This is a genomic window from Nostoc sp. NMS2 (assembly GCF_017115105.1).
Lineage (GTDB): Bacteria > Cyanobacteriota > Cyanobacteriia > Cyanobacteriales > Nostocaceae > Nostoc.
In genome coordinates, this window is sequence record NZ_JABXKH010000119.1 from 1 (window position 1) to 23,922 (window position 23,922).

Below are 23,922 nucleotides of genomic sequence, written 5' to 3' on the forward strand. Positions count from 1 at the left end.
GCAAATCCTTATTCATTAGAGTTGAACTACAGGTTTCAAGATAGACGTGGTTTAAGTACAACATTTCATGAATTCGTAGCGAATTCTCTGCGCCCCTTTGCGTTTAAATTTCAACCCTCAATTCGCCACGATTTTATGCAAGGCTGTAATAAGTCATCGTCAAAAATAGACAAAAAAAGCATACTGGTTCCAACCGTACCAAAACCTCTTAAAGTTAGCTGTACTCTCAGCAATTACAGAATGATTGTACTTTACACAGCAAAAGTCAAGAAATAGTCAAGATTTGATTGAAAACGGGATTTTCTCATAATATAGGCACTATAAATAGCTGAAATATCTCATTAAAAATTATTTTCACCATTTAATGTTGAATTTATTGAACTCAAACCAATCTTGACTATTTCTTGACTTTTATTACCTACTGTGAAAATACAAACCCAGAATTAAAGGAATTTCACAAGTATGAAGACTTCCAAAAAAATCATTTTGGCAGCAGCTTTTATTGGTACTTTGGGACTCGCTGGATTGTCGAGAGTTGTGTCTGCAAAACAACCACAATCTTTTGTAGCGATTGCACGTCAGCATCATAGTGTTATTCAAGTTGCTGAAGCTAGTGATGGCGACGGTGAAACCAACGACGATGCACAAGAAGCGGCAAAACTGCAACCGCTAGCTAAAATTACAGCACAACAAGCACAGCAAACAGTTGAGGCATCTGTAGGAGGAAAAGCGAAAAGTGTCAAACTCGAAAATGAAGATGGCAACTTAGTTTATTCTGTAGAAATTGGTCAGCAAGATGTTAAGGTTGATGCTGGTAATGGCAAAGTTCTCTATGCTGAGAATGCCAATCAACAAGATGAGAAGAATGAAGCTACTCGTCCCAAGAGTAGTATTCAAGTTCAAGAAACCAATAATGATGGCAAATAAGCAGGAAAGTCACATTGTCAAGAAGTTGGTAAACGGACAGTAAAACAACTACCAACTCCTAATTGACTCGTAACACTAATTAATCCACCGTGATTTTGGGCGATCGCTTGAGCGATCGCTAGCCCTAAACCAGAACCACCTGACCAATAAGAACGAGATTGATCTGCTCGCCAAAAACGCTCAAAAACCTTGTCTGTATACTCTGGTGCAATTCCAACACCTGTATCTTGCAGGTTGACATAAAGCTGGGAACCAACACGACTAGTTTTAATTTCAACTACGCCTCTTGATGGTGTGTAGTAGAGTGCATTTTCAATTAAATTAGTAAACAGTCGCGTTAATTGAACTGAATCACCTATTAGCTGAAGATTAGCGATTAATTGAATTTTTAAATTAATTTCTTTAGCCTCAGCTTGAGGTTTATACAGTTTGATCAGGTTCTCTAATATTGACGTTAAATCGAGAGTATCCCTATTCTGTTTGGAAACTCTATCAGTGCGTGCTAACATCAGTAAGTCTTCTGTAAGGCGAGTCATCTGGTTAGTAGCATTGACGATCGCCTGAAACTTTTCTGCATCTTTTGGCCCTATTTCTTCTGGATATTCTAGGGGTAACTCAGCATTAATTTTGATAGCCATTAACGGACTCCGTAGTTCATGAGAAGCATCAGCAGTAAATTGTTTAAGCTTTGCAAAACTCTCTTCAATGGGTTGCATTGCTTGACGAGTTAGTAAAATTCCGCCAATACCACTCAGAACCAAAGTTATAATAATCCCACCGCCTAATCCCCAGTCTAATTTTTGGAGGGTTTCATCAAATTCTTCTAAAGATTGACTCACTCTAACATACCCAACTAGATCGCCATTATCGCTAGCAATAATTGGTACGGTTACTGCTTGAATAGAAATTTTACCAGTCCTAGCTTGTACTATTTTGTTTGGTAAAAAAGGTAAAGTTAAAACAGTTTTTCCTTGTTGGGTAATCAAATTTCCTTGAGTATCAAACCACTGCAATGCTTGATGATAAGCAATTAAGTCTTGTGAACGAAAGTCACTTTCAACCGTTAGGCGACCTTTTTCAAACTCTACATTTGCAGCTGCACCTTTACCTATAGCTGTGAGTTGATCGGTGATTTGTTCAGTCAGACTGCGTGTGAAAGCAAATCGGACTGCGATCGCAAATATTCCCAGCAGCGATGCGAACACAACTAAGTAAGACAACAATAAACGATATCTAATTCTTTGAAACACATTATTTTCGTTATGAAATTGTTAATTTTTAACTAAAGATTTGAATAAGGCTTTTCTAGCAAATAAATTATCTAATTTTGTGGGGTGGGGCATCTTAACCGCCTCTGGCTACGAATTACAAATTACAAATTACGAATTACGAATTACGAATTATTTTAATTGTGTCCAAGACGATAACCAATACCATAGATATTTTCAATCAAGTCTTCTGAACTTCCAGATGCTCTAAGTTTATTCCGCAAATTTGTAATATGAGTTTTAATACTTCCTTCTCCCGAAGATTTATCAAAGTCCCACAATTTATCAAGAATCGCCGAGCGAGTAACAACTTGATTTTGGTTTCTCAAAAAATATTCTAATATCATATATTCTTTAGGAGTTAATGATATGATATTTCCTGCATAAGTAACCTGTTGATTTGCTGGGTCTAGTTGCAAATCACCGTGGATTAAAATCTGGGGACGAATTTCTGGAGTTCTTCGAGCTAAAGCTCTGATGCGTGCTGCTAACTCTTTTAATTCAAATGGCTTAATTAAGTAATCATCAGCACCAGCATCGAGTCCGATAATTTTATCGCCTGTTGTATCTCGTGCCGTCAGCATTAAAATCAGAACATTAGATGAAGCAGCGCGTAAACGCTTACATAGAGTAATTCCATCTAATTTAGGAAGCATTAAATCTAATAAAATTAGCTCATATAGTGCTGATTGTGACCATTCCCAAGCTGCCAACCCATCGGTTGTTATATCTACAATATGGTGTTGTCGCCTTAAAAACTCGGCTAATGGCTTGGCAATGCGATCGTCATCTTCAACTATTAAAATTCTCATAATGCTCCACCTCTAAATTATTAGGGCTTTTTAACACAAGCAAGGATTATCTTACCTACAAGGTTAATCTTAATTTTTTTATCATATATTCTTAACTTTAAATTAATCTGATTTGATTAATCTTTCGTTTGAGCATCAAAATATGCGATACCAATGAAGCTGACTCATCAAATAACCAATTCCTAAATTAAATGGTTACTTTAACAGAAGTAACGATAAATAGAGGAGTTTAAATTTTTGCTATTTAGTAACCAAATACCTTTGCAACCAAGTATATTTCACAACACTTTGTGTTGTTTTAGCTTAGGTTAATTGCTAATAACCATAGGGCTATAACAATACACAGAGTATTTTATCAACAAAGGAAATAAATAGGATGAATCGATTTAGTAATTCTCATCTACCTACTGTTTTAAAAACAGTGATTTTCAGCACAGTTATTTTAACAGGGCAGACATTTTTACAATTTAATAACTCAGAAGCAACAGCAGCCAGTCTTTACCAACATGTGTTGCTCTTATCAGTAGATGGACTACATGATGCTGACATCGATGATCCTTTGCTTCAACCTTATTTATCGAATATTAAGAATTTGCAAGCAAATGGTGTTACTTATACTAACGCCTTTACCAGCACACCTTCCGATTCCTTTCCTGGTGAATTGAACTACCTAACAGGAGCAAGTCCAAAAACTACAGGGGTTTATTATGACAATTCATATAGTCGCTCATTATTAAGTAAACTAGGAAATCCTGCTGGTACTGAAGTTGTTTTTGATGAAAGCATTGATCAAAACCCAAATCTTCTTAGTGGAGGAGGTGATTTTGGTAAAGGTAGCATTGATTCAAGTAAGTTGCCAGTAGACAGCACAGGAAAACCGATTTATCCTCATAACTACCTGAATGTTAATACAATTTTTGAGGTAGCTCATGATGCGGGGTTACACACTGCATTTATTGACAAACATCCTGCTTATGACCTTGCGAATGGGCCTTCAGGTAAGGGAATTGATGATTTTTATGCTCCAGAAATTAATGCTAAGGTTGCCTTAGAAAACGGAAAATTAGTTGATCAATCAACGGCCCAAAATCCTAGTAATCTCACATTTAAAACGACAACTAAAAGCACTAGTCTTACAGAGGCTTATGATGATCTGAAGGTAAATGCGCTTTTAAATCAAATAGCTGGTAAGGATTCTCAAGGAACGACTACTCCGGGAACTCCTGCTATTTTTGGCATGAATTTTCAATCTCTTAGCGTCGCCCAGAAAGATGCTAGTAGCAATGGTGGAATTACTGCTGATGGAACACCTTCACCTGGATTAATTGATGCCCTGCAACATACAGACGCTAGTATCGGGAACATAGTTAATGCATTGAAGCAACAAAATTTGTTTGATTCAACACTGGTGGTCTTAACAGCAAAACACGGTCAAAGTCCTCGTGAGGGAACAGCTACCCTGATTGCCGAAAACACATTTACAGATGTCTTAGAAAAAGCTGGAATTATCGTAAATCATACAACACAAGATGATATTGGCTTATTTTGGCTTGCAGATCAAAGTCAAGCTGATACTGCGAAAACTCTTTTAAAGAATCTCAACAATCCAGCGATTAATGAGGTGTTATCTGGTGATGCACTACAACAAGCAGGTTTTGGTAATCCGTTGTCAGATGACAGGACACCAGATTTAATTATCAAATTGAACCCTGGATATGTGATTTCAGATGGTACAAAAAGGGCTGAACATGGGGGTTTTTCGGATGACGATACTCATGTTGCATTGATTGCTTCTAGTGGGATTTTAGCTTCTGGAATCAAAGGTACAATCGAAACACAGACTGTAAAAACAACTCAAGTTGCTGTTACGGCTCTAGATGCGTTGGGGTTAGATCCTGAATTATTACAGGGTGCTGTTAAGGAAGGTACTAAAAGACTACCAGGGTTAGGAATTTCTGATACCCACACAGTACCAGAGCCAGATGCAAATCTTGGTTTGTTATCTATTACGGGCTTGATGTTAACGGTTTCTGTATGGAGAAGATGTAAACAAATCAGTTAAGCGTTAAATCGGTTTTTTCTCTCTGTGCCTCTGCGGTTTAAAAGCAATTTATTTAACCGCAGAGGCGCAGAGAACACAGAGTAAGAAGATTGAAGAGGAATTTTTTCTTAATTCTTAATTTTCTGATACAGGGTATCACGTTGTTGGTAAGGTCGTTTTAAAGAAGCGATCGCAGTTTCTAAAGTTTCCACTTCCATACATGTACCACCCAAAGCACCTGCCATTGTAGTGATATGCTCCTCCATCAAGGTACCACCGATATCGTTGCAACCCCAAACTAAGGCTTCGGTTGCACCTGCAAGCCCCAGTTTTACCCAACTCTGCTGATGGTTGGGAATCCAATTACCCAAGTAAATCCGCGCCACAGCGCCTAGCAGCAGGGCATCGCTTAAAACTGGTTGATCGCGTCCGACACGGCGACGTAAAGGTTTGGGCGCTTCTTGGCCAATGAATGGTAATAAAATAAACTCTGTGATCTTTGCGGGATATCCCTGATTGATGGCAGTTTTTTGGAGCGATCGCAATTTTTCTAAATGTCCGATTTGCTGCTCGTGGGTTTCAATATGCCCAGATAACATGGTGCTGGTGGTATGCAAGCCTAATTTATGAGCGGTGCTGACAATTTCTAGCCAAGTGGCTGTATTAATCTTCTCTGGACACAATATCCGCCTTACTTCATCGTCTAATACTTCTGCTGCTGTTCCCGGCATTGAGCTAACACCAGCATCGCGCAAAGCAATAATTACATCAGCATATTCAAGTCCATCAAGTCTGGCGATAAATTCCACTTCTTGGGGAGAGAAAGCATGGAGATGAATCTGTGGAAATTCCTTTTTGATGGTTTCCACTACCTTGAGATAGTAGGGTAAAGATTTACCATTTATCTGCGCTTGTGGATTTAACCCACCCTGCATACAGATTTCCGTTGCACCTCGTCGCACTGCATCTGTTGCTTTTTCCAAAATTTGCGCCGAATCTAACCAGTATGCACCGGCATCACCATCATCTCGACGGAAAGCACAAAAACTACAGTGCTGCTCACAAATATTAGTAAAGTTGATATTACGGTTAATTATGTATGTAACCGTATCGCCTGCTTGAGTGTGGCGGAGTGTGTCTGATGTAGCACGGATTGCTGCGATCGCCTTTGGCTCAGTTTGTTGTAACAATATCACTCCCTCTTGGGAAGATAAGTCATACCCCATCAAGGCACGCTCAAGAATTTTTTCCAAAGAAATTTTCGTTAGCATTATTTTTTCAGTAAATCTTCAATTTATGATCCAGTAAAAAATAAAATTCTACTTAATAAATATACCAAGGTCTGGAGAATCCCATGCTCGAAGATAAGTTTTACCTTTAAAATCAATTTCTTGAGATTTATTGTGTTTACTTTTTTTAGTTTCCATCGAAATAATCCCACAAGGTTCAAAATCTTTATAATAATCTTCTTTTTCTAAGACTGCCGAAATATTGGTTACATTAATATGTTGAATAACCATTTCTTGATTATTTTGTTGCAAAAGTACCCATAAAGGGTATTCCCAAGGGTCATTTCCCATTGATAGCCCAATATTCGAGCATTTCTTTGAATTTAAAAAATCAACTGCTCCTATATAAGTATTTTTCAGGTATGGTCTATTACTAAAATACTGCTCAATTCTACTAGTTTGGAATATGTTGTTGCTATCAATAATAGGTCTATATCTGTTAAAAAATACCCACGGCAATGATGAGACTAGCAAAAATGTTACTATCAAAATCGCAATTTTTTGCTTTTTAAGTTTAGATAAAATAACACCTATGAATGGAGAAATTAGTACAAAAAAAGGTAAATGCAAACGACTATTCCAGGCTTGCCATTTTACCAAGTAGCAAAATATCAAAAATGTCGATACGGTAGCAATGAGATAAGCAAAAATATAACTTTCTTTACGGATAGACTTTCGAGCTAGAAAAATAATTATACATATAATTATCAGTGCTAGATGTACTAAATTACCAGCACTATTTTCATTACCAGATATCCCAATTGTTGACCAACCTCCTGGGACAAAGAATGTCTTGGAAAAAGTTATTCGAGGATCGTTAATATCTACACCAATGAATATATGGATAATTTGAATTAGTTTATTTGCTATTCCATTCCATAAACCAATCGGTGTTCCTATATGCAAAGCAACATTTCTAAGAATATTAGAAATGAGTATATTAACACCAAGCACTTCATTCCGATAGCCACCTGGTTCACCGAGTGGCGAAGCAAATAAATGATAATTACGTAAATAGTGACTAATATTAAGTAATAAAGATATACTTCCTACTATCAAAGCTGGCTTCCATACTTTCCAGCGCAAACTTTTAATCTGGTAAAATCCAAACCAAATCAAGAAGGGAAATACATAAAAATAAGCAGTTCCCTTACTCAAAATAGCTAATCCTGTACTACTACCAATATTAAATGAGTTCGTCCAAATATCGTTTTTTCCTGCTTGGATAGCTGATAGTAAGTAGTAGGCAAGACAAACTATCCAGAATGCAAGCACATAATCATTTTGAGTGCTTGAAGCTTGTAAAATTCCCATAGGAATTGTTGCAGTTATAACAGCAGAAAAAACCTGACCTCGTAAATCTGCTTCAAGTTTTTTAGCAATTAATGACACTCCAATAATACAGCCAATCATGCTGAACCATTGAACTAAGTTAGCGAAGTAGTCACCACCACTCAAAATTTGAAAGTGCAAAATCACGAACTCTGACCAAGGATTTTGATATAGCTGTGGAGTATAATTTGTTGGATAATTAGCAATGCTATGATTTTGTATCCAATAAGCAACACGACTCATGTGATAATCCATAGAATCCCAGTTATTGGGTGGTGCAATGATGGCAATTAATCCAACTATCGCTACAACGAAAACTACGCCATATAACAAAAAATTTGCAAATGGTTTAATTTTAATATCTTTCTTGATTTCCGAAGAATTATTTTGCTCTGAAGTCGTTAATATTTGATGATTTAGCCGAAAGTATATATAAATTAATATGATACATATCAGTCCCCAAGTTCCTAATATCCAGCCAAAAGCAATTAATTTAAAAAAACTCAAAAATTCTGTGATTGCAGTGAGTAAAATTCCCCAGTAAGTCGCTGATAAGATTGCAGATTCACGCCAATCGTTACGACTTTTATTAATTAGCAAAAAAATAGCAATTAACGAAATGATAGGCAAAAATATAAACATATTACCAATGTAAATTTAATTTATACTGTTGTAACTTATAAATTACTCAAGCCGCAATAGATGGCTAGCAGTTGTTGTTATGAATATTTAAGAATTAAATCAATAATTTCCCTCAATACAGTTCAGTTAAGGCTAAAACTCTGTTATCAAAGTCAATTTTTTAAGGAACCGCCTTAGAGGGTATTTGAAAAGTGTTTCGCTGTGACTTTAGGCACTTCTAGATCACCCCTAGCCCACGCCAGTCGCTCCACTACAGCGCTTCGCGCATCCTGCGGCAGGGGAGACCCCAAGACCGCGCTGGCTCCCCTTAAAAAGGGGGATTTAGGGGGATCTATAATGTTTTGCTACTAACAAGAGGACTTTTCAAACATTCTCTTAGCGCAGCATCTCGCAGAGAGAATAAAAAAATGCCTAACCCAACCGTATTGTAATTTACCTTGTCCTTGCACATTACCTTTTTGTAGTTTACATAACCTATTAACAAAAAAATAGCGTGGTTTTGTTTTACCACAACTATTTTAATTTATTAATACACATCGTTGTATTAGCGGAAACTCTCACTCAAGCATTGATATTATTAATTTCCCGTGGTGTTCGTCGATGCTGTATTAGCAACCCGATCGCCATACCAATGCCGACAAAGGCTGTAAAGTAGAATAAACCAATTAATCTGATATAAATTGGTGGTGCGATCGCTTCAACTTCAACTTCTTGCGCTACTTTCACTGGTGCAAATTGACGGTTAGATCCTGATAGAGGAGTTGCTTGCACCTCGATTTTGTGGGGTGAACCATCAAAAAACTGTTCCAGCCATGTTAACTTACCTTGTTCATCGGGAATACCTTTGTAGTCAAAGACTGTTAAATTATGTTCCGTGGCGATCGCTTTTACTTCCAACGCTACATCTGTGATCGGTTGTCCGGTTGCTGTATCTTTCACCTGTAAAGCCAAATTCGCAAGTTTTCCGACAGTGGCGTTTTTATCTCCGTCAAGGCTAATTTCCAATCCCTGAGATTTTTGAGATGATGGTGCGATTACTTCGGTACTACTTGGGTGGTGTTCACTGCCATGAGCTTCGGCAACTTCTGCACTAATATTGATAACTAATAGGGTTACTATAGCCACTACTGTCAATGCACTTAATAAAAGCCGGACTGACTGGGGTGCAATTTCTCCTTGTTGTAGTTCTTCTTGTCCGCCGATAACCCAACCACCTAACAATCCAAGTGATAGTAAAATAGCTGCGATAACCACAAAATATTTATATTTGATTGGATTTTCGTGGACATTTAGATTTAAGGTTTGCTGATATGGAGCAAAAGCATTTGCTACTAAAGGTGACACCTTCACCAGTAGTTGGTAGTTACCACGAATGGGTAACATCTGCTGAATTTCTAACTTCCCATCAGGTGCAATAGCATCCATTTGCAGCAATTTTGTTCCCTCAACAATAGGGAAATCTGTTGTTAACCAAGGATTTCGCGGCGGTGTTAGAATTTGTAAGCTAATTTTGGTATGTTCTAAATGTTTACCCGCAGCATCAACAGCTTGTAACGTCAGGGTGACAGGAGATTGTGGTTTTTCTGCCTCTGCTTCAAAGGGAAGAATACGTTCTAAAGGTGGGTTGGTAGAGAGTTGCACTCTGGATGCAGGGATTTGGGAATTCCCTACAAAGGAATAAAGAATTGACAAGGTGATGCAAACAGCACTGATAACTCCAAAAAGTCGATATTTTTTCATAAAAACTTACGGTAAATGTGAAACTTATATACTTTTTACAACTTAAAGCTTAATAGCGGTGGATGAAACTTACTCCAGATTCTTATTACTAGGTAAAATAATTATTCATGAATTCAGACACCATCTAAAATCCAGTTAAGGTAATGTGGAGATGAAAAAAGCATCTCCACATTACCTAAAAGTTATTTCCAAGCAAAAACACTGGTGCGAAACCTGCGATATTTTAGCGTCGTAACTTTGTTATGTTACCTAGCAAAGTTTTTCATTCACCTAAAAAATCTTGGGATTATGATAATTTAGTGACATGCAACGCCTAATGTATGGTGACGCGCTGAGTGTGCTGTATTATGAACCGCAGGATAGGTAGAGAATAAAACAGTCCAGATAACTAAAGAAGATAGCAGCATATAGAGTGTTACCTGCACAGGCTTGGATAAGGTAATACCTGCGGTCTTCTGCAATACTGACATCTGAGAAAAAGTAGTCATTTTTGACCTCCTATAATTAATTTGGGTAATTCATCAATCAAAAGGCATGATGCCGCTTGATTGGAAAAAGATATACGATCAACTTTGTACTTGACAAGTGTGTATCAAATGTATTGTGTAATTCGACTTTAGTGAATACTATACTATCCTTTGAACATTGGCTCATCAGGATGTAGAAATCTCCACATAAAATCCATACAAATAACAAAAGAATGACACATGGATTTGAGTGACGGCATTTTCAAAGCTGATAACACGAAGGTAACAGATTAAAATTTAAAATGCTCATGTTACCAAGCATCCAAAATTCCTTGAAATGCAATTTATGTTATCTCTAAGCCAGTTAAATACGCCACAGATTACCGATATTTGTTTGTGTCTATATCCAAGATGCTATTATACTCATTGTTTGTACTACAGGTACTGCTGAAGCAATAAGCATATCAAAAATAGGCATGAAATAGTTAGTTTTTACTAAACATAATTTATACATAAATGAGCGTAATAATACTGTCAAATTAAAGTAAATTTGGCTAAAATTTTCAAGGACTGATTCTAGCTTGATCTAGATTTGGCAAGCTAAATAACAGTTTTTAAGCACTATAAAATTATTGACAATAATTGTTAATTCCTCTAATATCTAAAAGCAATTGCAAATCTTTTGCAATTCTTTTTTGGTGCTAACCGTAACTAAATGTCATGCCCAACAACTTCGCACTAGGTAACGGAAAGCCTTGGAGCCGCCGTCAATTATTGAAGCTGGGCCTAGCAGGTGCTGGAGTGACTGGTGCAGCTGGACTTTGGCAGATGCTAAATCTAGAAAGTAAGTCAATTGTCAAAGTGCCACCATTCGATAGGTCAGCACCAGACGACGTTACTAACCCAATGATGATGGTAAGGGATTTTGATTATGGGACGGTAAAGCAAGAAAATGGGCGGACTATCCGGGAATTTCAGCTAACTGCGGGTACTTCCATCATCAAGCTCAATAGTGCTGTCTCTTACAACATCTGGGACTTAAACGGTCGCATACCAGGCCCAACGCTACGGGCAAAACAAGGCGATCGCATCCGGGTACTATTTCTCAACAATGCGGGACATTCTCACTCTTTGCATTTTCATGGGGTTCATCCGGCGGAAATGGATGGTGTTCGCCCAATTAGTAATGGTAGTGCCACAATTTATGAATTTGATGCTGAACCTTATGGTGTACACCTGTACCACTGCCATATTGAACCAGTCACCCGTCACATTGCTAAGGGACTATATGGGATGTTTATCATCGATCCACCTACACCTCGTCCCCCGGCTGATGAGATTGTATTAGTGATGGGTGGGTATGACGTGAATGATGACAGCCATAACGATTATTACGCTTTCAATGGTCTGCCCCACTATTACATGCATAATCCCATTCGTATTTACAAAGATCAGTTGATTAGGTTATATGTCCTCAACATCATTGAGTACGATCCGGCAGTGACTTTTCATCTCCATGCCAACTTCTTTGATGTCTATCGCTATGGCATGAGTATGACTCCTAGCGAGAAAGCAGACGTGATTACGATGGGTGTAGCCGAAAGGCACATCTTGGAATTTGCTTTTCGCTACCCAGGTAAGTATATGTTTCATCCCCATCAGGATGCGATCGCAGAAAACGGTTGCATGGGTCAATTTGAAGTACTTACTGAGAGTAACTCTCAAAATACTGTTAAAAATTCTTAAATAAATAATTTGTCACTAATTTATTAAAATTTTTGTTCAACTAGTTGATAAAAACTCTCATTATATGTCAAAGTAAAGTCTACTACAACGTGTCAAACTAGCTTCTACTAATAGTTTGAAATGTCTCAATTAATACTTTTTTAGTTGTGTGAGGAGCAAAAATGATAAAACTTCGTTATGTCTGTTTAACTATTGCAACTGCGGCAATAATTACCTTAAGTTCCTGTAGCAGTAGACCAACCGCAGAAAATCCATCAGCACCAGTTGCTAGTACTCCAGCTACAGAGGCAGTAAGTAATAACAGTCATAGTGGTCACGGTAGCAAAGAAAAAATTAACATTAATACTGCTATCTTGTCAGAATTAGATAAGTTTGAAGCTAAACTAGGTGTTCCAGCTTTATCTAACAAAATCCAGGCAAATCGTCCTTATGGTAGCCCAGAAGATTTAGTTACTAAAAAAGTAATTAATCAAGAGCAGTTCGACCAAATTAAAGACCAGGTTGGTGTTCAAGAAGTGACACTCACGGGTGAGGCAAAAGATGTTGACTATATGTCTAAATTGGGCTTAATGAAAGGGCATCTTTTGGTAGCACGAGAACTGCTAGATCAAAATCAGCCGAAACAGGCAGAACCTCATATTGGACATCCAGTTGAGGAAATTTACGTTGATGTAGAAGAACAATTAAATGAGCGCAAAGTCAAAGAATTTAAGACAACATTGGTAAGTTTGCAAGATTTAGTGAAATCTAATCCGAAGGATAGCAAAGTTAAAACTAATTTTACTTCTTCAGTGCAAGCAGTTGATTCCGCGATCGCAGCTTTGCCAGAAGCTCAACGTTCCAAACCAGGATTTGTGCTACAGGTAATTAACGAATTGCTAGATTCAGCTAACTCCGAATATGGCGCTGCGATCGCAAATGGTAAAATAACCGCACCAATTGAGTATCAAGACTCCCGTGGTTTCGTCTTTTACGCCAATGATTTATACAAAGGGATTTCTAGTCAAGTAGCTCAAGCAGATCCCGAAGCGCACAAAGCTATCGATGCTAGTTTCGCTGAACTCATAAAAGTTTGGCCATCCGCCATCCCACCAGCTAAAGCAGTCAAAACACCTAATGATGTCACCAAGCTGGTGAAAACCATTGAGGAAAACTCTCAAAAAGTAGTTGACAAATCCAATACCCAAGCACAGCGATAACACTTTGTTTTAATGGGAAGCTTATGGCAAGGAGTTTAAAATGATGAAATCATTAGGAGTTACGAATTACGAATTACGAACTCATTAAACTCCATTCATTACTTGAACTAACAACTGATGCAAGAACTAGACCAGAACAAAACCATTGACCTGCTGAACGCCATCATGGAATTTGAATTAGCAGGGGTAGTGCGCTATACACATTATTCTTTGATGGTAACTGGCCCTAACCGCATTCCAATCGTGGCTTTTTTCAAAGCACAAGCAAGTGAGTCTTTACTTCATGCTGAACAAGTAGGAGAAATTCTCACAGGTTTAGATGGGCATCCCTCCCTAAAAATTGCCCCAATGGAAGAAACCTACCAGCATAAAGTCAAGGATATCTTGGAAGAAAGCTTATCCCATGAAAAAAAGGCATTGGATTTGTATAAAAATCTCCTCGAAACTGTCACCAATGCTAGTATTTATCTTGAAGAATTCGCTCGCGGCATGATTGGGCAAGAAGAGATGCATAATCTCGAATTGAAAAAGATGCTACGCGATTTTAGCTAATAGTCATTGGTCATTAGTCACTTGTACTGAGCGTAGTCGAAGTATTAGTCATTAGTCATTGGTCATTAGTCACAAATTCAAAGAACAAAGGACAAAGGACAACTGACTAATGACAAAGGACAATTGACTAATGACAAAAGACAAAAGATAAAGGACAAAAGATGAATTTTAGTACTGCTCTACCTACTTTTGTAATCACACTCCGAGAAGGAGTAGAAGCTGCCCTAGTTGTTGGTATTGTGCTAGCTTTGCTGAAAAAAGCTAAACAATCCCGACTCAACTCTTGGGTATATGCTGGTATCGGCGTTGGCATTGTCGTCAGTGCATTTATAGGTGTGCTATTCAGTTGGGTAATTCAAATACTGGGAGCCGCGAATCCTCAATACACCTCCGTAGTTGAGCCAGCCTTGGAAGGTGTGTTTAGTGTGTTAGCGATCGCAATGCTCAGTTGGATGCTAATCTGGATGACTAAACAAGCCAGATTCATGAAAGCTACAGTTGAAGGAGCAGTTACACAAGCGCTAACACAAAATTCAAATGCTGGTTGGGGTGTTTTTACTTTAATTTTAGTTGCCGTTGTCCGCGAAGGCTTTGAAACTGTTCTGTTCGTTGCTGCTAATTTTCAACAAGGATTAATGCCAGCATTGGGTGCTATTGGTGGTTTAGTAGGAGCATCTGCAATTGGGGTGCTGCTATTTAAATGGGGTGTCAACATTAACATCCGCCAGTTTTTCCAGGTAATGGGTGTTTTATTAGTGTTGATTGTTGCTGGGTTGGTAGTTTCAGCTTTGAAACATTTTGACGAAGCTGTTGCTAACCTTGCCCTTAGCAGTCGCGCGACAGAAAGCCTTTGTTTCTATTACGAACGTTTTACAAAAGTCCACTCCTGTATTTTGGGGCCAATGGTTTCAAATACTTCCACAATCTTGCCTGACGAACAGTTTCCTGGCATTATTCTCAAGTCTTTATTTGGTTATAGAGACAATCTCTATCTTGTACAAGCAGTGGGATATGTAACCTTTTTACTTACCATTGGAGGACTGTATTTCCGCAGCCTTGGAGGTGCCTCTCCTGAAAGTAAAAAAAATATCCCCTTTGCTCAAAAACCGATTAGTTCTGCAAAAGATTAAAAGCACTAACAACTAGAACCCCGACTTATTTAATAAGTCGGGGTTCTGAAGACTTGCGATTTTCACAAATCAAATAAGATTACTATAGGACTCATATTTTATTTTTGAAATACACGTAGTGGCGTGGCAAGGCTAAAATGTTGCAAAAAAATTGATTGTAGGTTGGGTTGAGCGAAGCAAAACCCAACAAATACGTTGGGTTTCGTGCCTCAACCCAACCTACGAATCGAGACATTTTTCGATTTGGCAAAGGTATTACTATATTATATTTAATTCAACTAAGTTCTTTGTGGTGCAAACAACACTTGCTTAAGCTGCCGACAAGCCTTTTCAATTGCATCTATACTACCTGGATTTACCAAACCAAAATAATCAAACACATAGACTCGATTATTTTTAATTGCTTTTAATTGCTGCCAAAAAGCTTCCTTCTTCAGCGAATCCAAAAGTGCTGCTTCTGAATTCCCTTGTGGGGGATTAACCAAAATTATCACCTCTGGATTTGCTTCTAAAACTTTCTCAGCCGAAAGCGTCACATAGCCACCAATTGGACTTTTTCCTTGTAAATCTGCTGCTATATTTTTCGCCTGAAATTTTGCCAATAAATCCCCTGCCCAACTATTTTTATTTGGCGCTAAAATTGGTTGACGACTAACCAACGCTAGAGTAGAAAAACCCTGAGTTTGCTTTTCTGGCAAGAAAGTTTTATAACGATTTAACAAAGGCTCAGGATCGGCATCAATTTTTTTAGCAAGGGTTTTTGTAAGTTCTTCTAGAGATTCCCAGTTATTCACCTTAGTAAGAAAAGTGTTAATTCCTAGCTGCTGAAGTTTTTGAATTGGGATGTTAGAAAAACCTTCTGCACCAATAACTAAATCTGGTTTTAGTGCTACCACTTTTTCTAAATTGGGCGAACTTTGTCCATCACTAACACGGGGAATATCTTTGAATCTTGAGTCATTCTTAAATAATTTACTACCAGTGATTCCGACAATTTTTGTTGAATTTAGTCGAGAGATGATATCAGCAGAAAGAGAAGAAAGAGCAACAACTCTTTTTACCGCTCCTGTTGGTAGTTGTTGAGAATTTGCGTTTATCGTCTCAGTAGGGTTTGTGACTTTTATTTGTGGTTGCTGAGTAGTTGCAGTCGTGCAAGCAGCTAAAACTATACTCATCAAAAGTGCTAAAGCAGATAATAGCCAACGACGATGCATATTAAAATTCCTTCTGGGGTAAGAATTGCATAAGAAACATACTCAGCACCACATTCAAAAATCGCAAATGTAACTGCAATATAACTATAAAGTACCAAGTTGGATCAACAAAGCCAGAGATTGAAAAGATGTGGCTAATGACAACAGCTAAAAGTCAAGCTGTTCTTGTTTCAAAAAAACTACTGGCTTTCGCAGATTTTCACTAACTAGGGTAGAAGCGGAATCTACCCAATAATAGACTAAAATTGCTTTATATTCAGATGTTTTATACTTCCCTATATGCGTTTATGTATTTATAAAAAAATGCGGCAACACAAATAGTGGTTTGGCAGTCTTGAAAAAATAGGTTTTAAACCCTTACTGCTTACTTATATAATTCGATACATATTACCTACAATTATCTGAATTGGGGTCGATGATTATTGTGTCCATCTACTGCTAGATATGTCTAACCATCCTTTGAGCGTTGCAAGATCAACATTATTTTGGCGACGTATATTCGCTATTATTTTCACTAGTAGTTCGTTGTTCCCCAACTTTGGAAGCGAACCAGCAAAGGCGCAAGTAACCCAATATTGTCAGTTATCATCATCGGCGGCGAAAGAAAAAGAAAACTTACGTTTATCAGCCCTTAAAGGCAATCAAGATGCTCAAATCCGCTACCAAAACTTACTAAAAAAACAGGCACAGGAATTAAAAGAGTGCCGCACTCGGACTTGGCCACAAATCCAAGCTGTCTGGTTGCGCTTGTATCCCTGTGACATTCAGCCAGGAATAGTTGACCAGATTATGGATCGGATTGTCAACCGTGGCTATAACCAAGTCTATTTGGAAGTATTTTATGACGGACAGGTATTATTGCCAGCAAAAGCTAACCCGACGGTTTGGCCTTCTGTAATTCGCACTCCAGGAAAAGAAAACATCGATATACTCGCCACAGCAATTCAAAAAGGTCGGCAACGGGGTTTGAAGGTCTACGCCTGGATGTTTACTAACAATTTCGGTTATACTTACGCCCAGCGCCGAGATAGAGAAAGTGCGATCGCTCGCAATGGCAAAGGTCAAACGAGCCTATATGTTGTAGATAACGGCTCTCAAGTATTTATCGACCCCTACAACTCGCAAGCAAAAAGCGACTACTACCAATTAGTAAAAGAAGTTTTGCGCCGTCGTCCAGATGGCTTGCTATTAGACTATGTGCGCTATCCCCGACAAGCAGGAAGTGATTCCATCGCCACCAAAGTTTCAGATTTATGGCTATTTAGTCCTGCAATTCAAGAAGCTTTATTTAAACGGGCACTAAATTACAAAGGACTGGACTTAATTCGCCGCTATTTGAGCAAGGGATATGTCACCGCCGGGGATATCGCAGAAATTGATAAACTTTATCCCCAGGAAGGGCAACCCCTCTGGCAAGGACGCATTCCCCCACCAGCCCAAAAATCAATTCTATCTGCAACCGACAGACAACCCCTTTTGCAATGGGAATTGTGGCAACTAGCAGTAGCCCACGCCATGCAAGGAATTTTAGATTTTGTCAATATAGCCAGTTACCCAGCAAAGCAGCAAGGTGTTTCCACGGGAGTAGTGTTTTTCCCTGATGGCAACCAAACTGTAGGACAAGGGTATGATTCTCGCTTACAACCTTGGGATCGTTTCCCCACGACATTAGAGTGGCATCCCATGTCTTATGGAAATTGCGGTAATGTCAGTTGTATTGTGGCGCAAGTACAACGAGTTTTGAGTATGACAAAACCGGGTACTAAAGTGATTCCAGCTTTAGCCGGCAAATGGGGAGAATCAGTCAGTAATCGTCCATCCCTAGAAGTGCAAATGCAGGCACTCCGGCAATTCGCCCCCCAACTGAAGGGAGTTAGCCATTTTGCCTATTCTTGGCAATATCCTGAGAATGATAACGATCGCAAATTTTGTCGCACTCGGTAAATAACAGAATTCAGGAGTCAGGAGTCAGAATTCAGAAGAAAAATTTCCCTTATCCCCCACTAATTGATTCTGAATTCTGGATCTTCTTTAACATTTTTGAGGGGTCTAAGTCCCTCGCTTCTAAAGCGCGACAAGTTTTGCGTTGGGGTTAAAATCCCCTATGCATTACTTAATTACGTTCGCGGAGCGTGCCGGAGGCTCTATTACGAATTACGAATTACGAATTATTTTAATTAACTTAAAGCCAAGTCCTCTGGTGTATTACAGTTAAACAGCATTTCGGGTTCTGCTAAAGGCAAAACTTCCACAGGATATTGCTGAAGCCATTGCTGAAACGATCGCCCCCCTTGGTTGATAAACTCTAAAAGTTGTGGCAAACAGCGACGGCGATAGAAACCACACAGAGGTTCCCAACCTTTAGGATGATGAGCTAAAGCTGCGATCGCATTATCTCCCACGCTCTCAAGTCTAGTTACCCAATCTTGCAACACCTCAACCCGCAACCTCGGCAAATCGCAAGCTAGCAGTATAACCCAATCTGTTTGCACTTCGGCTAGTCCTTGGGCAAAACCCACTAAAGGCCCGTGGGCAAGAGATTCTCCAGATAAAGGTACTTCTTGGAGAAACTGACAATTAGGCAAAAGTAAATCTTGATAGCGTTCTGGCCAGGGAGTTACTACATAAACAGTATCAGCACAGCTTTGAGCAATCCCACAAACTCGTTGTAACAACGGCACTCCTTGAATGGGAATCAAGGCTTTATCTTGACCCATCCGAGAACTCTTACCGCCAGCTAATACAATTGCGGTTAATTCGCTTCGGTTCGTCATAGTTATACATCGAATTAGTTTCTAGGGACTAAGTGCAGAATTTTCTAAGTTCCGAGCTAATTCTCTTAAAAAACTCTGCGTACCTCTGCGCTTTCCTCAGCGTCCCTTTGCGTTTAAAAACCGTTATGAATTAATCCAAAGCTCTATTCTGACTTTTCTGCACTTGCTGCAATAAATGCTCTACACTTTCTGCTGGTGCAAGACACTTCAAACCTTGGCAAACTAACCCAACGCTTCCCTCTGGGAAATCAGATGTTACGGCAAACGCAGCCGTTGGTAAAAACTTAGGGATCAGCGAGTTTATTTGCTCAGTTGTGCTACGAATCAAGGTAGAATTACGATACCAATCCAAAGCTGTAAATAAGCTAGGACAAGCTTGAGGAGCGCGATGCATTACACTCTTAAAAGCTTTCAAACCAAGTTCCGCTAAATCCAAATAATCTAGATTATCGGTGAGTAGGGCCAGACGGACAAGATTAGCGATCGCAATTCCATTAGCTGATGGTGTAGCATTATCTGTGTAACTGCGCTCTCTGACAATTAAATCTTGACTAGAATCACTTGATGTGTTATTATAGCCACCTAATTCAACACTCCAGAGAAATTCGTTGAATTCATCTTGGATAGCGATCGCTTTTTCTAACCATTGCTTATGCTCAGGATTGGAAGCTTGTAAATCCAAGAGAGCTTTAATAAACAAAGCGTAATCTTCAGATTGGGCTAAAACAGTTGGTTCTCCTTGATAGTTAAGTCTCTGCAAACGCCCATTGACAAATTGATTTTCTAAGATAAATTTTGCGGCTTGTGCTGCTAATTCCAAATATGATGGTTCTTGGAAAACGCCAGCAGCCTTAGCTAACCCAGAAATCATCAAGCTATTCCAGGCGACAATCATCTTTGTATCTGTCACCGAGGGAATGCGACCTGACCAATTAGTGGTTTTTGCTTCCTGGTTGTTACGAGCTGGGGGAAAAGTTTCTAGCGACTCAGAACTAACACCATAGCGAACAATAAACAGCTTACTCAGTGCGGCTTCTAGCGTTACCCTCAGTTTGCCAGAATTCCTTCTTTGTAAAACATTACGTCCTTCAAAGTTACCGTTAGGGGTAACAGTAAATTCTTGTTGTAATTCCGTTAATTCTTCAGGCGTTAACAGTTGTTGTAGTTCGCTGTAACTCCAAACATAAAAAGCTCCTTCTTCTGGTTCTACTGCCGTGGCTTGGGTGAAGCTGTCGGCATCTTGAGAGGCATAGAAGTAACCTTCCGGCGCGGTCATTTCCCGCTTCAGCCATTGTACAGTAACAGCAACCGCTCTCTCAAACGCTGGCTCTTGTACTCCTGCACTCCATAAATTAGCTAGATACTCCACAATCTGCCCATTGTCGTAGAGCATCTTTTCAAAATGCGGTACTGTCCAAGTTGGGTCAACAGTATAGCGATGAAAGCCACCGCCCAGATGGTCATAAATGCCTCCCAGCGCTAAATCTAGTCCTCGCTGGGTACAAATTTGCTTGCCATCATAGCGAGATTCAAAATTAAATCGAGTTCCCCGCAGTGCTAATTCTGTATAGGGAATCATCGGAAAACTATTACCAGATTGACTTGGAGTAATTACACCTGTGCTGGTTTCCCAACCTTGGCGGAGTAATTCTCGGTCTTCAAGCTCAGTTGTTGTACCGTCTTGCAACACCGCAGATGTGAGCAGGGACTCAATAATTAAGGCTTTGCGTTGCTGTAATTCTGCTTTTTCGGTATCGTAATAACGGCGAAGGGCTTGCAACACCTGCAAAAATCCCGGACGGCCATAGCGCGGGTCTACAGGGAAATAAGTTCCAGCATAAAACGGCACTAAATCTTCTGGAGAAAGAAAAATATTCAAAGGCCAGCCCCCTTGACCGCTCATCATCTGCAAAGCTTGCATATAAATGCTATCGAGGTCAGGTCTTTCTTCCCTGTCTACTTTGATGGGAAGATAATTAGCATTCATGTAATCAGCGATCGCGCTATCAGAAAAAGCTTCGCCTTCCATGACAGTACACCAGTGGCAACTAGAGTAACCAATGGAGAGAAAAATTGGTTTATTTTGCGCCCTTGCAGTTGCAAGTGCTTCGTCACACCAAGGCCACCAATCAATGGGGTTTTCGGCGTGTTTGCGGAGATAGAGGCTCTTAGCTTCAGCAAGGCGATTAGTCATGATTAAATGCAAATAGTTGCCTTCTCTGCTCAGTCTACCTTGTTCCCAAGAGTGTTAGCCTAGACAGCTATAGCGCTTTTCGGTCTAGTAAAGTACAATTTTGACCTCACCTCCATTCCTCTCTCCTAAAAGGCTACGGTGTACACACAAGTCTGCTCACCTGATTTCATATCGTTTTGATCCCCCATAACCCCCCTTAAAAAAGGGGGGAACTAGAATCAAAGTCCCCCTTTTTAAGGGGAGCCACTGCGGTCTTGGGGAGCCAGTGCGGGAACAGGGGTCTCCCCCGCCGCAGGATGCGCGAAGCGCTGTAGTGGAGCATCTGGCGTGGTTTCCCCCATGAGCAGGTGGCATGGATTTAGGGGGATCTCCAACCATTTTGGTTTTCTACAAAGATGTGTGTACACCGTAGCCTAAAAGGAGAGAGGCTTTGAATTGTTCCCCCTTCCCGCAACGGGTTGGGGGTTAGGTCTATTTGCATACCTGTACCTCACTAGATTGAAAATGGCTATATGTATATGCAAGATAACCCTACAAGCGAGTTACCCCTTGGGTAGGAGGTAGTAGTGCATGTCTTAGAAATCGCCGACACCTGTGTAAGTTGTGAAATATTTTTACTGAAAAGAGCGCAATAGCAAGCTAACAATATTTGGTGGTGCTTCTTGCACAGGTGATGCTGTCTTTGACTGAATTAAAGTATTTGGGCTAAGTCCTGCTATCAGATGGAGCAAGAAGGTGATGATGGCGGCTTGTATAAGTTTTTCCAGCATGGCACGTCTCTCTCTGAGTGGATAGCATTTCAATTAGGACTGGTTATTCTAAATACACCTCGTACTATCGATTTACCGAATCTAACAAAAATAACTTGATAATTGCTGAGGGAAATCCTAAAAAAATGTTTAAAATGTTACAGGAATTAAACACAAGTCCCTAAGCAAGTTGGATTTTGGTTATCGGTTTAATGACTACATCGCCAAAGTTATCTAGCAAAAAACGAGATTATAAGGTTGGCGATAAGTAGAGTTTTTTGATTTGTTCTTCCCTGTATGGGATATTCTCTTAGACACCTTTTGCGGCTAAAAAGTGCCCTTAGAGGTTGAAAAAGAGGTAAGGGAGCAGGGAGCAGGGAGCAGGGGGCAGGGAGCAAGGGAAAATGTTGAAGGAGGCAACAGAAGCAATTCATTTATAGGATTCGACCCCGGATGAATTGAAACCACTGAAGTTTCGTACATTGTTCTTGTCTTAAAACCTTTCCCTGGTTGGTCGCGGTAGGAAACAGAGGGCAGTTTTCCTCTTACCTCCTGCCTTCCTCAATAAAAATTTAAGTTATCTGCTTGAGAACAGTAGAGATAAACCCCAGTTTTGTGCTGTCACCGATAAAATGTATTTAAAGTAGCCACAAACACGCTTCCATGATTCCTATCGTTATTGAACAATCGGGTCGAGGTGAACGCGCCTTTGACATCTACTCACGGCTGTTACGTGAGCGCATCATCTTTTTGGGACAACAAGTTGACAACAACATTGCTAACTTGATTGTTGCCCAACTGCTGTATTTGGATGCTGAAGACCCGGAGAAGGACATATATATGTACATCAATTCTCCCGGTGGTTCGGTGACGGCTGGTATGGGCATTTTTGACACTATGAAACATATTCGCCCTGATGTCTGTACAATTTGTACCGGATTGGCGGCGAGTATGGGCGCTTTCCTCCTCAGCGCGGGTGCTAAGGGTAAGCGGATGAGTTTACCCCATTCTCGGATTATGATTCATCAACCTCTCGGTGGCGCTCAAGGACAGGCGACTGATATTGAAATTCAGGCGCGGGAAATTTTGTACCACAAGCAACGGCTAAATAACTATTTAGCTGAACATACAGGTCAACCAATTGAGCGCATTGCTGAAGATACTGAACGTGACTTCTTCATGTCACCAGAGGAAGCCACGGAATACGGTTTGATTGACCAAGTGATTGACCGCCACGCTGCTGGTAGCCGCCCCGCAGTTGCTGTTGTTTAGTCATTAGTCATTAGTCATTAGTCATTAGTCATTAGCAAAAGACTAATGACTAATTAAAATCCCGTTAATGGGTCTGACTGAGATTCAAGGTATTGGAGGAAGTCTAATAATTCTACTTCTGTCAGCAAAGTACGCGATCGCTTCTCATAGGTTTTTTTGAGATGTTCCCGTATATGCTCTGTTGTCCAGTCTAATCGCTGCATTTCAACATTAATTTTGGCAATCAGAATTTCGTATAATGTTGGTGATGCCGATTGAGGTGCAAGGTATTGGAGAAAATCTAGTAATTCTAATTCTGTAAGTAAAGTAAGCGATCTCTCCCCATACCTTCCTTTGAGATGTTCCCGTATCTGCTCTGTTGTCCAGCCTAATCGCTGCATTTCAACATTAATTTTGGCAATCAGAATTTCTAATGGTGGTGTTGGTTGAGATACAAGATAGTGGAGGAAGTCTAATAATTCGACTTCTGTAAGCAAAGTAAGCGATCGCTTCTCATAGTTTTTTTTGAGATGTTCCCCTATATGCTCTGTTGTCCAGTCTAATCGCTGCATTTCAACATTAATTTTGGCAATCA

Annotated in this window: 19 protein-coding genes and 1 pseudogene; 9 read left to right on the top strand and 11 right to left on the bottom strand. The window is 39.6% G+C overall.

From position 1 onward, the window contains the following. The coding region (locus tag HWQ36_RS21170) for a hypothetical protein (protein ID WP_292706180.1) at positions 1-276 on the top strand (276 nt) is incomplete at its 5' end. A gap of 186 nt (positions 277-462) precedes the next feature. Next, positions 463-927, top strand: a complete 465-nt coding sequence (locus HWQ36_RS21175) for a PepSY domain-containing protein (protein WP_292706183.1) — start codon at positions 463-465, stop codon at positions 925-927. 17 nt (positions 928-944) lie between these two features. On the opposite strand, the gene HWQ36_RS21180 is transcribed toward HWQ36_RS21175, so the two are convergent. Further along, the gene (locus tag HWQ36_RS21180; RefSeq protein ID WP_292706185.1) at positions 945-2,177 is read right to left on the bottom strand and encodes a HAMP domain-containing histidine kinase; all 1,233 of its coding nucleotides are present in this window, start codon (positions 2,175-2,177) and stop codon (positions 945-947) included. A 155-nt stretch (positions 2,178-2,332) separates the two neighbouring features. Then, a complete protein-coding gene (locus HWQ36_RS21185) occupies positions 2,333-3,007 on the bottom strand; it encodes a response regulator transcription factor (RefSeq protein WP_292706187.1) in 675 nt (224 codons plus the stop codon). A 376-nt stretch (positions 3,008-3,383) separates the two neighbouring features. Here HWQ36_RS21185 and HWQ36_RS21190 point away from each other — a divergent pair, with 376 nt between their 5' ends. Continuing rightward, positions 3,384-5,069 (top strand): alkaline phosphatase family protein, encoded by a 1,686-nt coding sequence (locus tag HWQ36_RS21190; RefSeq protein WP_292706190.1) that lies wholly within the window; start codon positions 3,384-3,386, stop codon positions 5,067-5,069. 107 nt (positions 5,070-5,176) lie between these two features. Here the strand turns inward: HWQ36_RS21190 and cofH are convergent, their stop codons facing one another. From cofH to HWQ36_RS21210, 4 genes are all read right to left on the bottom strand, one after another. Beyond that, positions 5,177-6,319 (bottom strand): 7,8-didemethyl-8-hydroxy-5-deazariboflavin synthase subunit CofH, encoded by a 1,143-nt coding sequence (cofH, locus tag HWQ36_RS21195; protein ID WP_292706192.1) that lies wholly within the window; start codon positions 6,317-6,319, stop codon positions 5,177-5,179. Between the two features lie 48 nt (positions 6,320-6,367). Next, on the bottom strand, positions 6,368-8,311 hold the full coding sequence (locus tag HWQ36_RS21200) for a glycosyltransferase family 39 protein (RefSeq protein WP_292706194.1): 1,944 nt from the start codon (positions 8,309-8,311) through the stop codon (positions 6,368-6,370). Between the two features lie 561 nt (positions 8,312-8,872). Beyond that, positions 8,873-10,051, bottom strand: coding sequence for a hypothetical protein (locus tag HWQ36_RS21205; RefSeq protein ID WP_292706196.1), 1,179 nt, complete (start codon positions 10,049-10,051; stop codon positions 8,873-8,875). Positions 10,052-10,347: 296 nt separating this feature from the next. Then, positions 10,348-10,539, bottom strand: a complete 192-nt coding sequence (locus HWQ36_RS21210) for a CbtB domain-containing protein (protein ID WP_163927486.1) — start codon at positions 10,537-10,539, stop codon at positions 10,348-10,350. Positions 10,540-11,238: 699 nt separating this feature from the next. Here HWQ36_RS21210 and HWQ36_RS21215 point away from each other — a divergent pair. The 4 genes from HWQ36_RS21215 (at position 11,239) to HWQ36_RS21230 (ending at position 15,145) form a co-directional block, all read left to right on the top strand. Further along, the gene (locus HWQ36_RS21215; protein WP_292706200.1) at positions 11,239-12,264 is read left to right on the top strand and encodes a multicopper oxidase domain-containing protein; all 1,026 of its coding nucleotides are present in this window, start codon (positions 11,239-11,241) and stop codon (positions 12,262-12,264) included. Between the two features lie 161 nt (positions 12,265-12,425). After that, positions 12,426-13,463 carry a helix-hairpin-helix domain-containing protein gene (locus HWQ36_RS21220; protein ID WP_292706202.1) on the top strand — a complete coding sequence of 346 codons (1,038 nt, stop codon included), beginning with the start codon at positions 12,426-12,428 and terminating at the stop codon, positions 13,461-13,463. Positions 13,464-13,580: 117 nt separating this feature from the next. Beyond that, positions 13,581-14,015, top strand: coding sequence for a ferritin-like domain-containing protein (locus HWQ36_RS21225; RefSeq protein ID WP_292706204.1), 435 nt, complete (start codon positions 13,581-13,583; stop codon positions 14,013-14,015). A gap of 161 nt (positions 14,016-14,176) precedes the next feature. Beyond that, on the top strand, positions 14,177-15,145 hold the full coding sequence (locus tag HWQ36_RS21230) for an FTR1 family protein (RefSeq protein ID WP_292706206.1): 969 nt from the start codon (positions 14,177-14,179) through the stop codon (positions 15,143-15,145). A gap of 278 nt (positions 15,146-15,423) precedes the next feature. Here the strand turns inward: HWQ36_RS21230 and HWQ36_RS21235 are convergent, their stop codons facing one another. After that, positions 15,424-16,359, bottom strand: a complete 936-nt coding sequence (locus HWQ36_RS21235) for an ABC transporter substrate-binding protein (RefSeq protein WP_292706207.1) — start codon at positions 16,357-16,359, stop codon at positions 15,424-15,426. A gap of 444 nt (positions 16,360-16,803) precedes the next feature. Here HWQ36_RS21235 and HWQ36_RS21240 point away from each other — a divergent pair, with 444 nt between their 5' ends. Continuing rightward, positions 16,804-18,303, top strand: coding sequence for a family 10 glycosylhydrolase (locus tag HWQ36_RS21240; RefSeq protein ID WP_292706210.1), 1,500 nt, complete (start codon positions 16,804-16,806; stop codon positions 18,301-18,303). Between the two features lie 233 nt (positions 18,304-18,536). Here the strand turns inward: HWQ36_RS21240 and HWQ36_RS21245 are convergent, their stop codons facing one another. The 3 genes from HWQ36_RS21245 to HWQ36_RS21255 form a co-directional block, all read right to left on the bottom strand. Continuing rightward, positions 18,537-19,133 carry a molybdenum cofactor guanylyltransferase gene (locus HWQ36_RS21245; protein ID WP_292706212.1) on the bottom strand — a complete coding sequence of 199 codons (597 nt, stop codon included), beginning with the start codon at positions 19,131-19,133 and terminating at the stop codon, positions 18,537-18,539. 130 nt (positions 19,134-19,263) lie between these two features. Further along, positions 19,264-21,327 carry a thioredoxin domain-containing protein gene (locus HWQ36_RS21250; RefSeq protein ID WP_292706213.1) on the bottom strand — a complete coding sequence of 688 codons (2,064 nt, stop codon included), beginning with the start codon at positions 21,325-21,327 and terminating at the stop codon, positions 19,264-19,266. A 614-nt stretch (positions 21,328-21,941) separates the two neighbouring features. After that, a complete protein-coding gene (locus tag HWQ36_RS21255) occupies positions 21,942-22,097 on the bottom strand; it encodes a hypothetical protein (protein WP_292706214.1) in 156 nt (51 codons plus the stop codon). Positions 22,098-22,739: 642 nt separating this feature from the next. On the opposite strand from HWQ36_RS21255, the gene clpP reads away from it, so the two are divergent. Further along, entirely contained in the window at positions 22,740-23,348 is a 609-nt protein-coding gene (gene clpP, locus HWQ36_RS21260; RefSeq protein WP_292706215.1) for an ATP-dependent Clp endopeptidase proteolytic subunit ClpP, read from the top strand. 53 nt (positions 23,349-23,401) lie between these two features. Here the strand turns inward: clpP and HWQ36_RS21265 are convergent. After that, positions 23,402-23,922: pseudogene (locus HWQ36_RS21265) on the bottom strand (hypothetical protein); the annotation flags it as partial.

What these genes read in the sequence shown, in the direction of transcription:
- HWQ36_RS21200 (WP_292706194.1), bottom strand. Translation starts at nt 8,311, where the DNA reads ATGTTTATATTTTTGCCTATCATTTCGTTAATTGCTATTTTTTTGCTA.
- HWQ36_RS21230 (WP_292706206.1), top strand. Translation starts at nt 14,177, where the DNA reads ATGAATTTTAGTACTGCTCTACCTACTTTTGTAATCACACTCCGAGAA.
- clpP (WP_292706215.1), top strand. Translation starts at nt 22,740, where the DNA reads ATGATTCCTATCGTTATTGAACAATCGGGTCGAGGTGAACGCGCCTTT.
- HWQ36_RS21190 (WP_292706190.1), top strand. Translation starts at nt 3,384, where the DNA reads ATGAATCGATTTAGTAATTCTCATCTACCTACTGTTTTAAAAACAGTG.
- HWQ36_RS21245 (WP_292706212.1), bottom strand. Translation starts at nt 19,133, where the DNA reads ATGACGAACCGAAGCGAATTAACCGCAATTGTATTAGCTGGCGGTAAG.
- HWQ36_RS21220 (WP_292706202.1), top strand. Translation starts at nt 12,426, where the DNA reads ATGATAAAACTTCGTTATGTCTGTTTAACTATTGCAACTGCGGCAATA.
- cofH (WP_292706192.1), bottom strand. Translation starts at nt 6,319, where the DNA reads ATGCTAACGAAAATTTCTTTGGAAAAAATTCTTGAGCGTGCCTTGATG.
- HWQ36_RS21175 (WP_292706183.1), top strand. Translation starts at nt 463, where the DNA reads ATGAAGACTTCCAAAAAAATCATTTTGGCAGCAGCTTTTATTGGTACT.
- HWQ36_RS21250 (WP_292706213.1), bottom strand. Translation starts at nt 21,327, where the DNA reads ATGACTAATCGCCTTGCTGAAGCTAAGAGCCTCTATCTCCGCAAACAC.
- HWQ36_RS21235 (WP_292706207.1), bottom strand. Translation starts at nt 16,359, where the DNA reads ATGCATCGTCGTTGGCTATTATCTGCTTTAGCACTTTTGATGAGTATA.
- HWQ36_RS21185 (WP_292706187.1), bottom strand. Translation starts at nt 3,007, where the DNA reads ATGAGAATTTTAATAGTTGAAGATGACGATCGCATTGCCAAGCCATTA.
- HWQ36_RS21210 (WP_163927486.1), bottom strand. Translation starts at nt 10,539, where the DNA reads ATGACTACTTTTTCTCAGATGTCAGTATTGCAGAAGACCGCAGGTATT.
- HWQ36_RS21205 (WP_292706196.1), bottom strand. Translation starts at nt 10,051, where the DNA reads ATGAAAAAATATCGACTTTTTGGAGTTATCAGTGCTGTTTGCATCACC.
- HWQ36_RS21240 (WP_292706210.1), top strand. Translation starts at nt 16,804, where the DNA reads ATGTCTAACCATCCTTTGAGCGTTGCAAGATCAACATTATTTTGGCGA.
- HWQ36_RS21215 (WP_292706200.1), top strand. Translation starts at nt 11,239, where the DNA reads ATGCCCAACAACTTCGCACTAGGTAACGGAAAGCCTTGGAGCCGCCGT.
- HWQ36_RS21225 (WP_292706204.1), top strand. Translation starts at nt 13,581, where the DNA reads ATGCAAGAACTAGACCAGAACAAAACCATTGACCTGCTGAACGCCATC.
- HWQ36_RS21255 (WP_292706214.1), bottom strand. Translation starts at nt 22,097, where the DNA reads ATGCTGGAAAAACTTATACAAGCCGCCATCATCACCTTCTTGCTCCAT.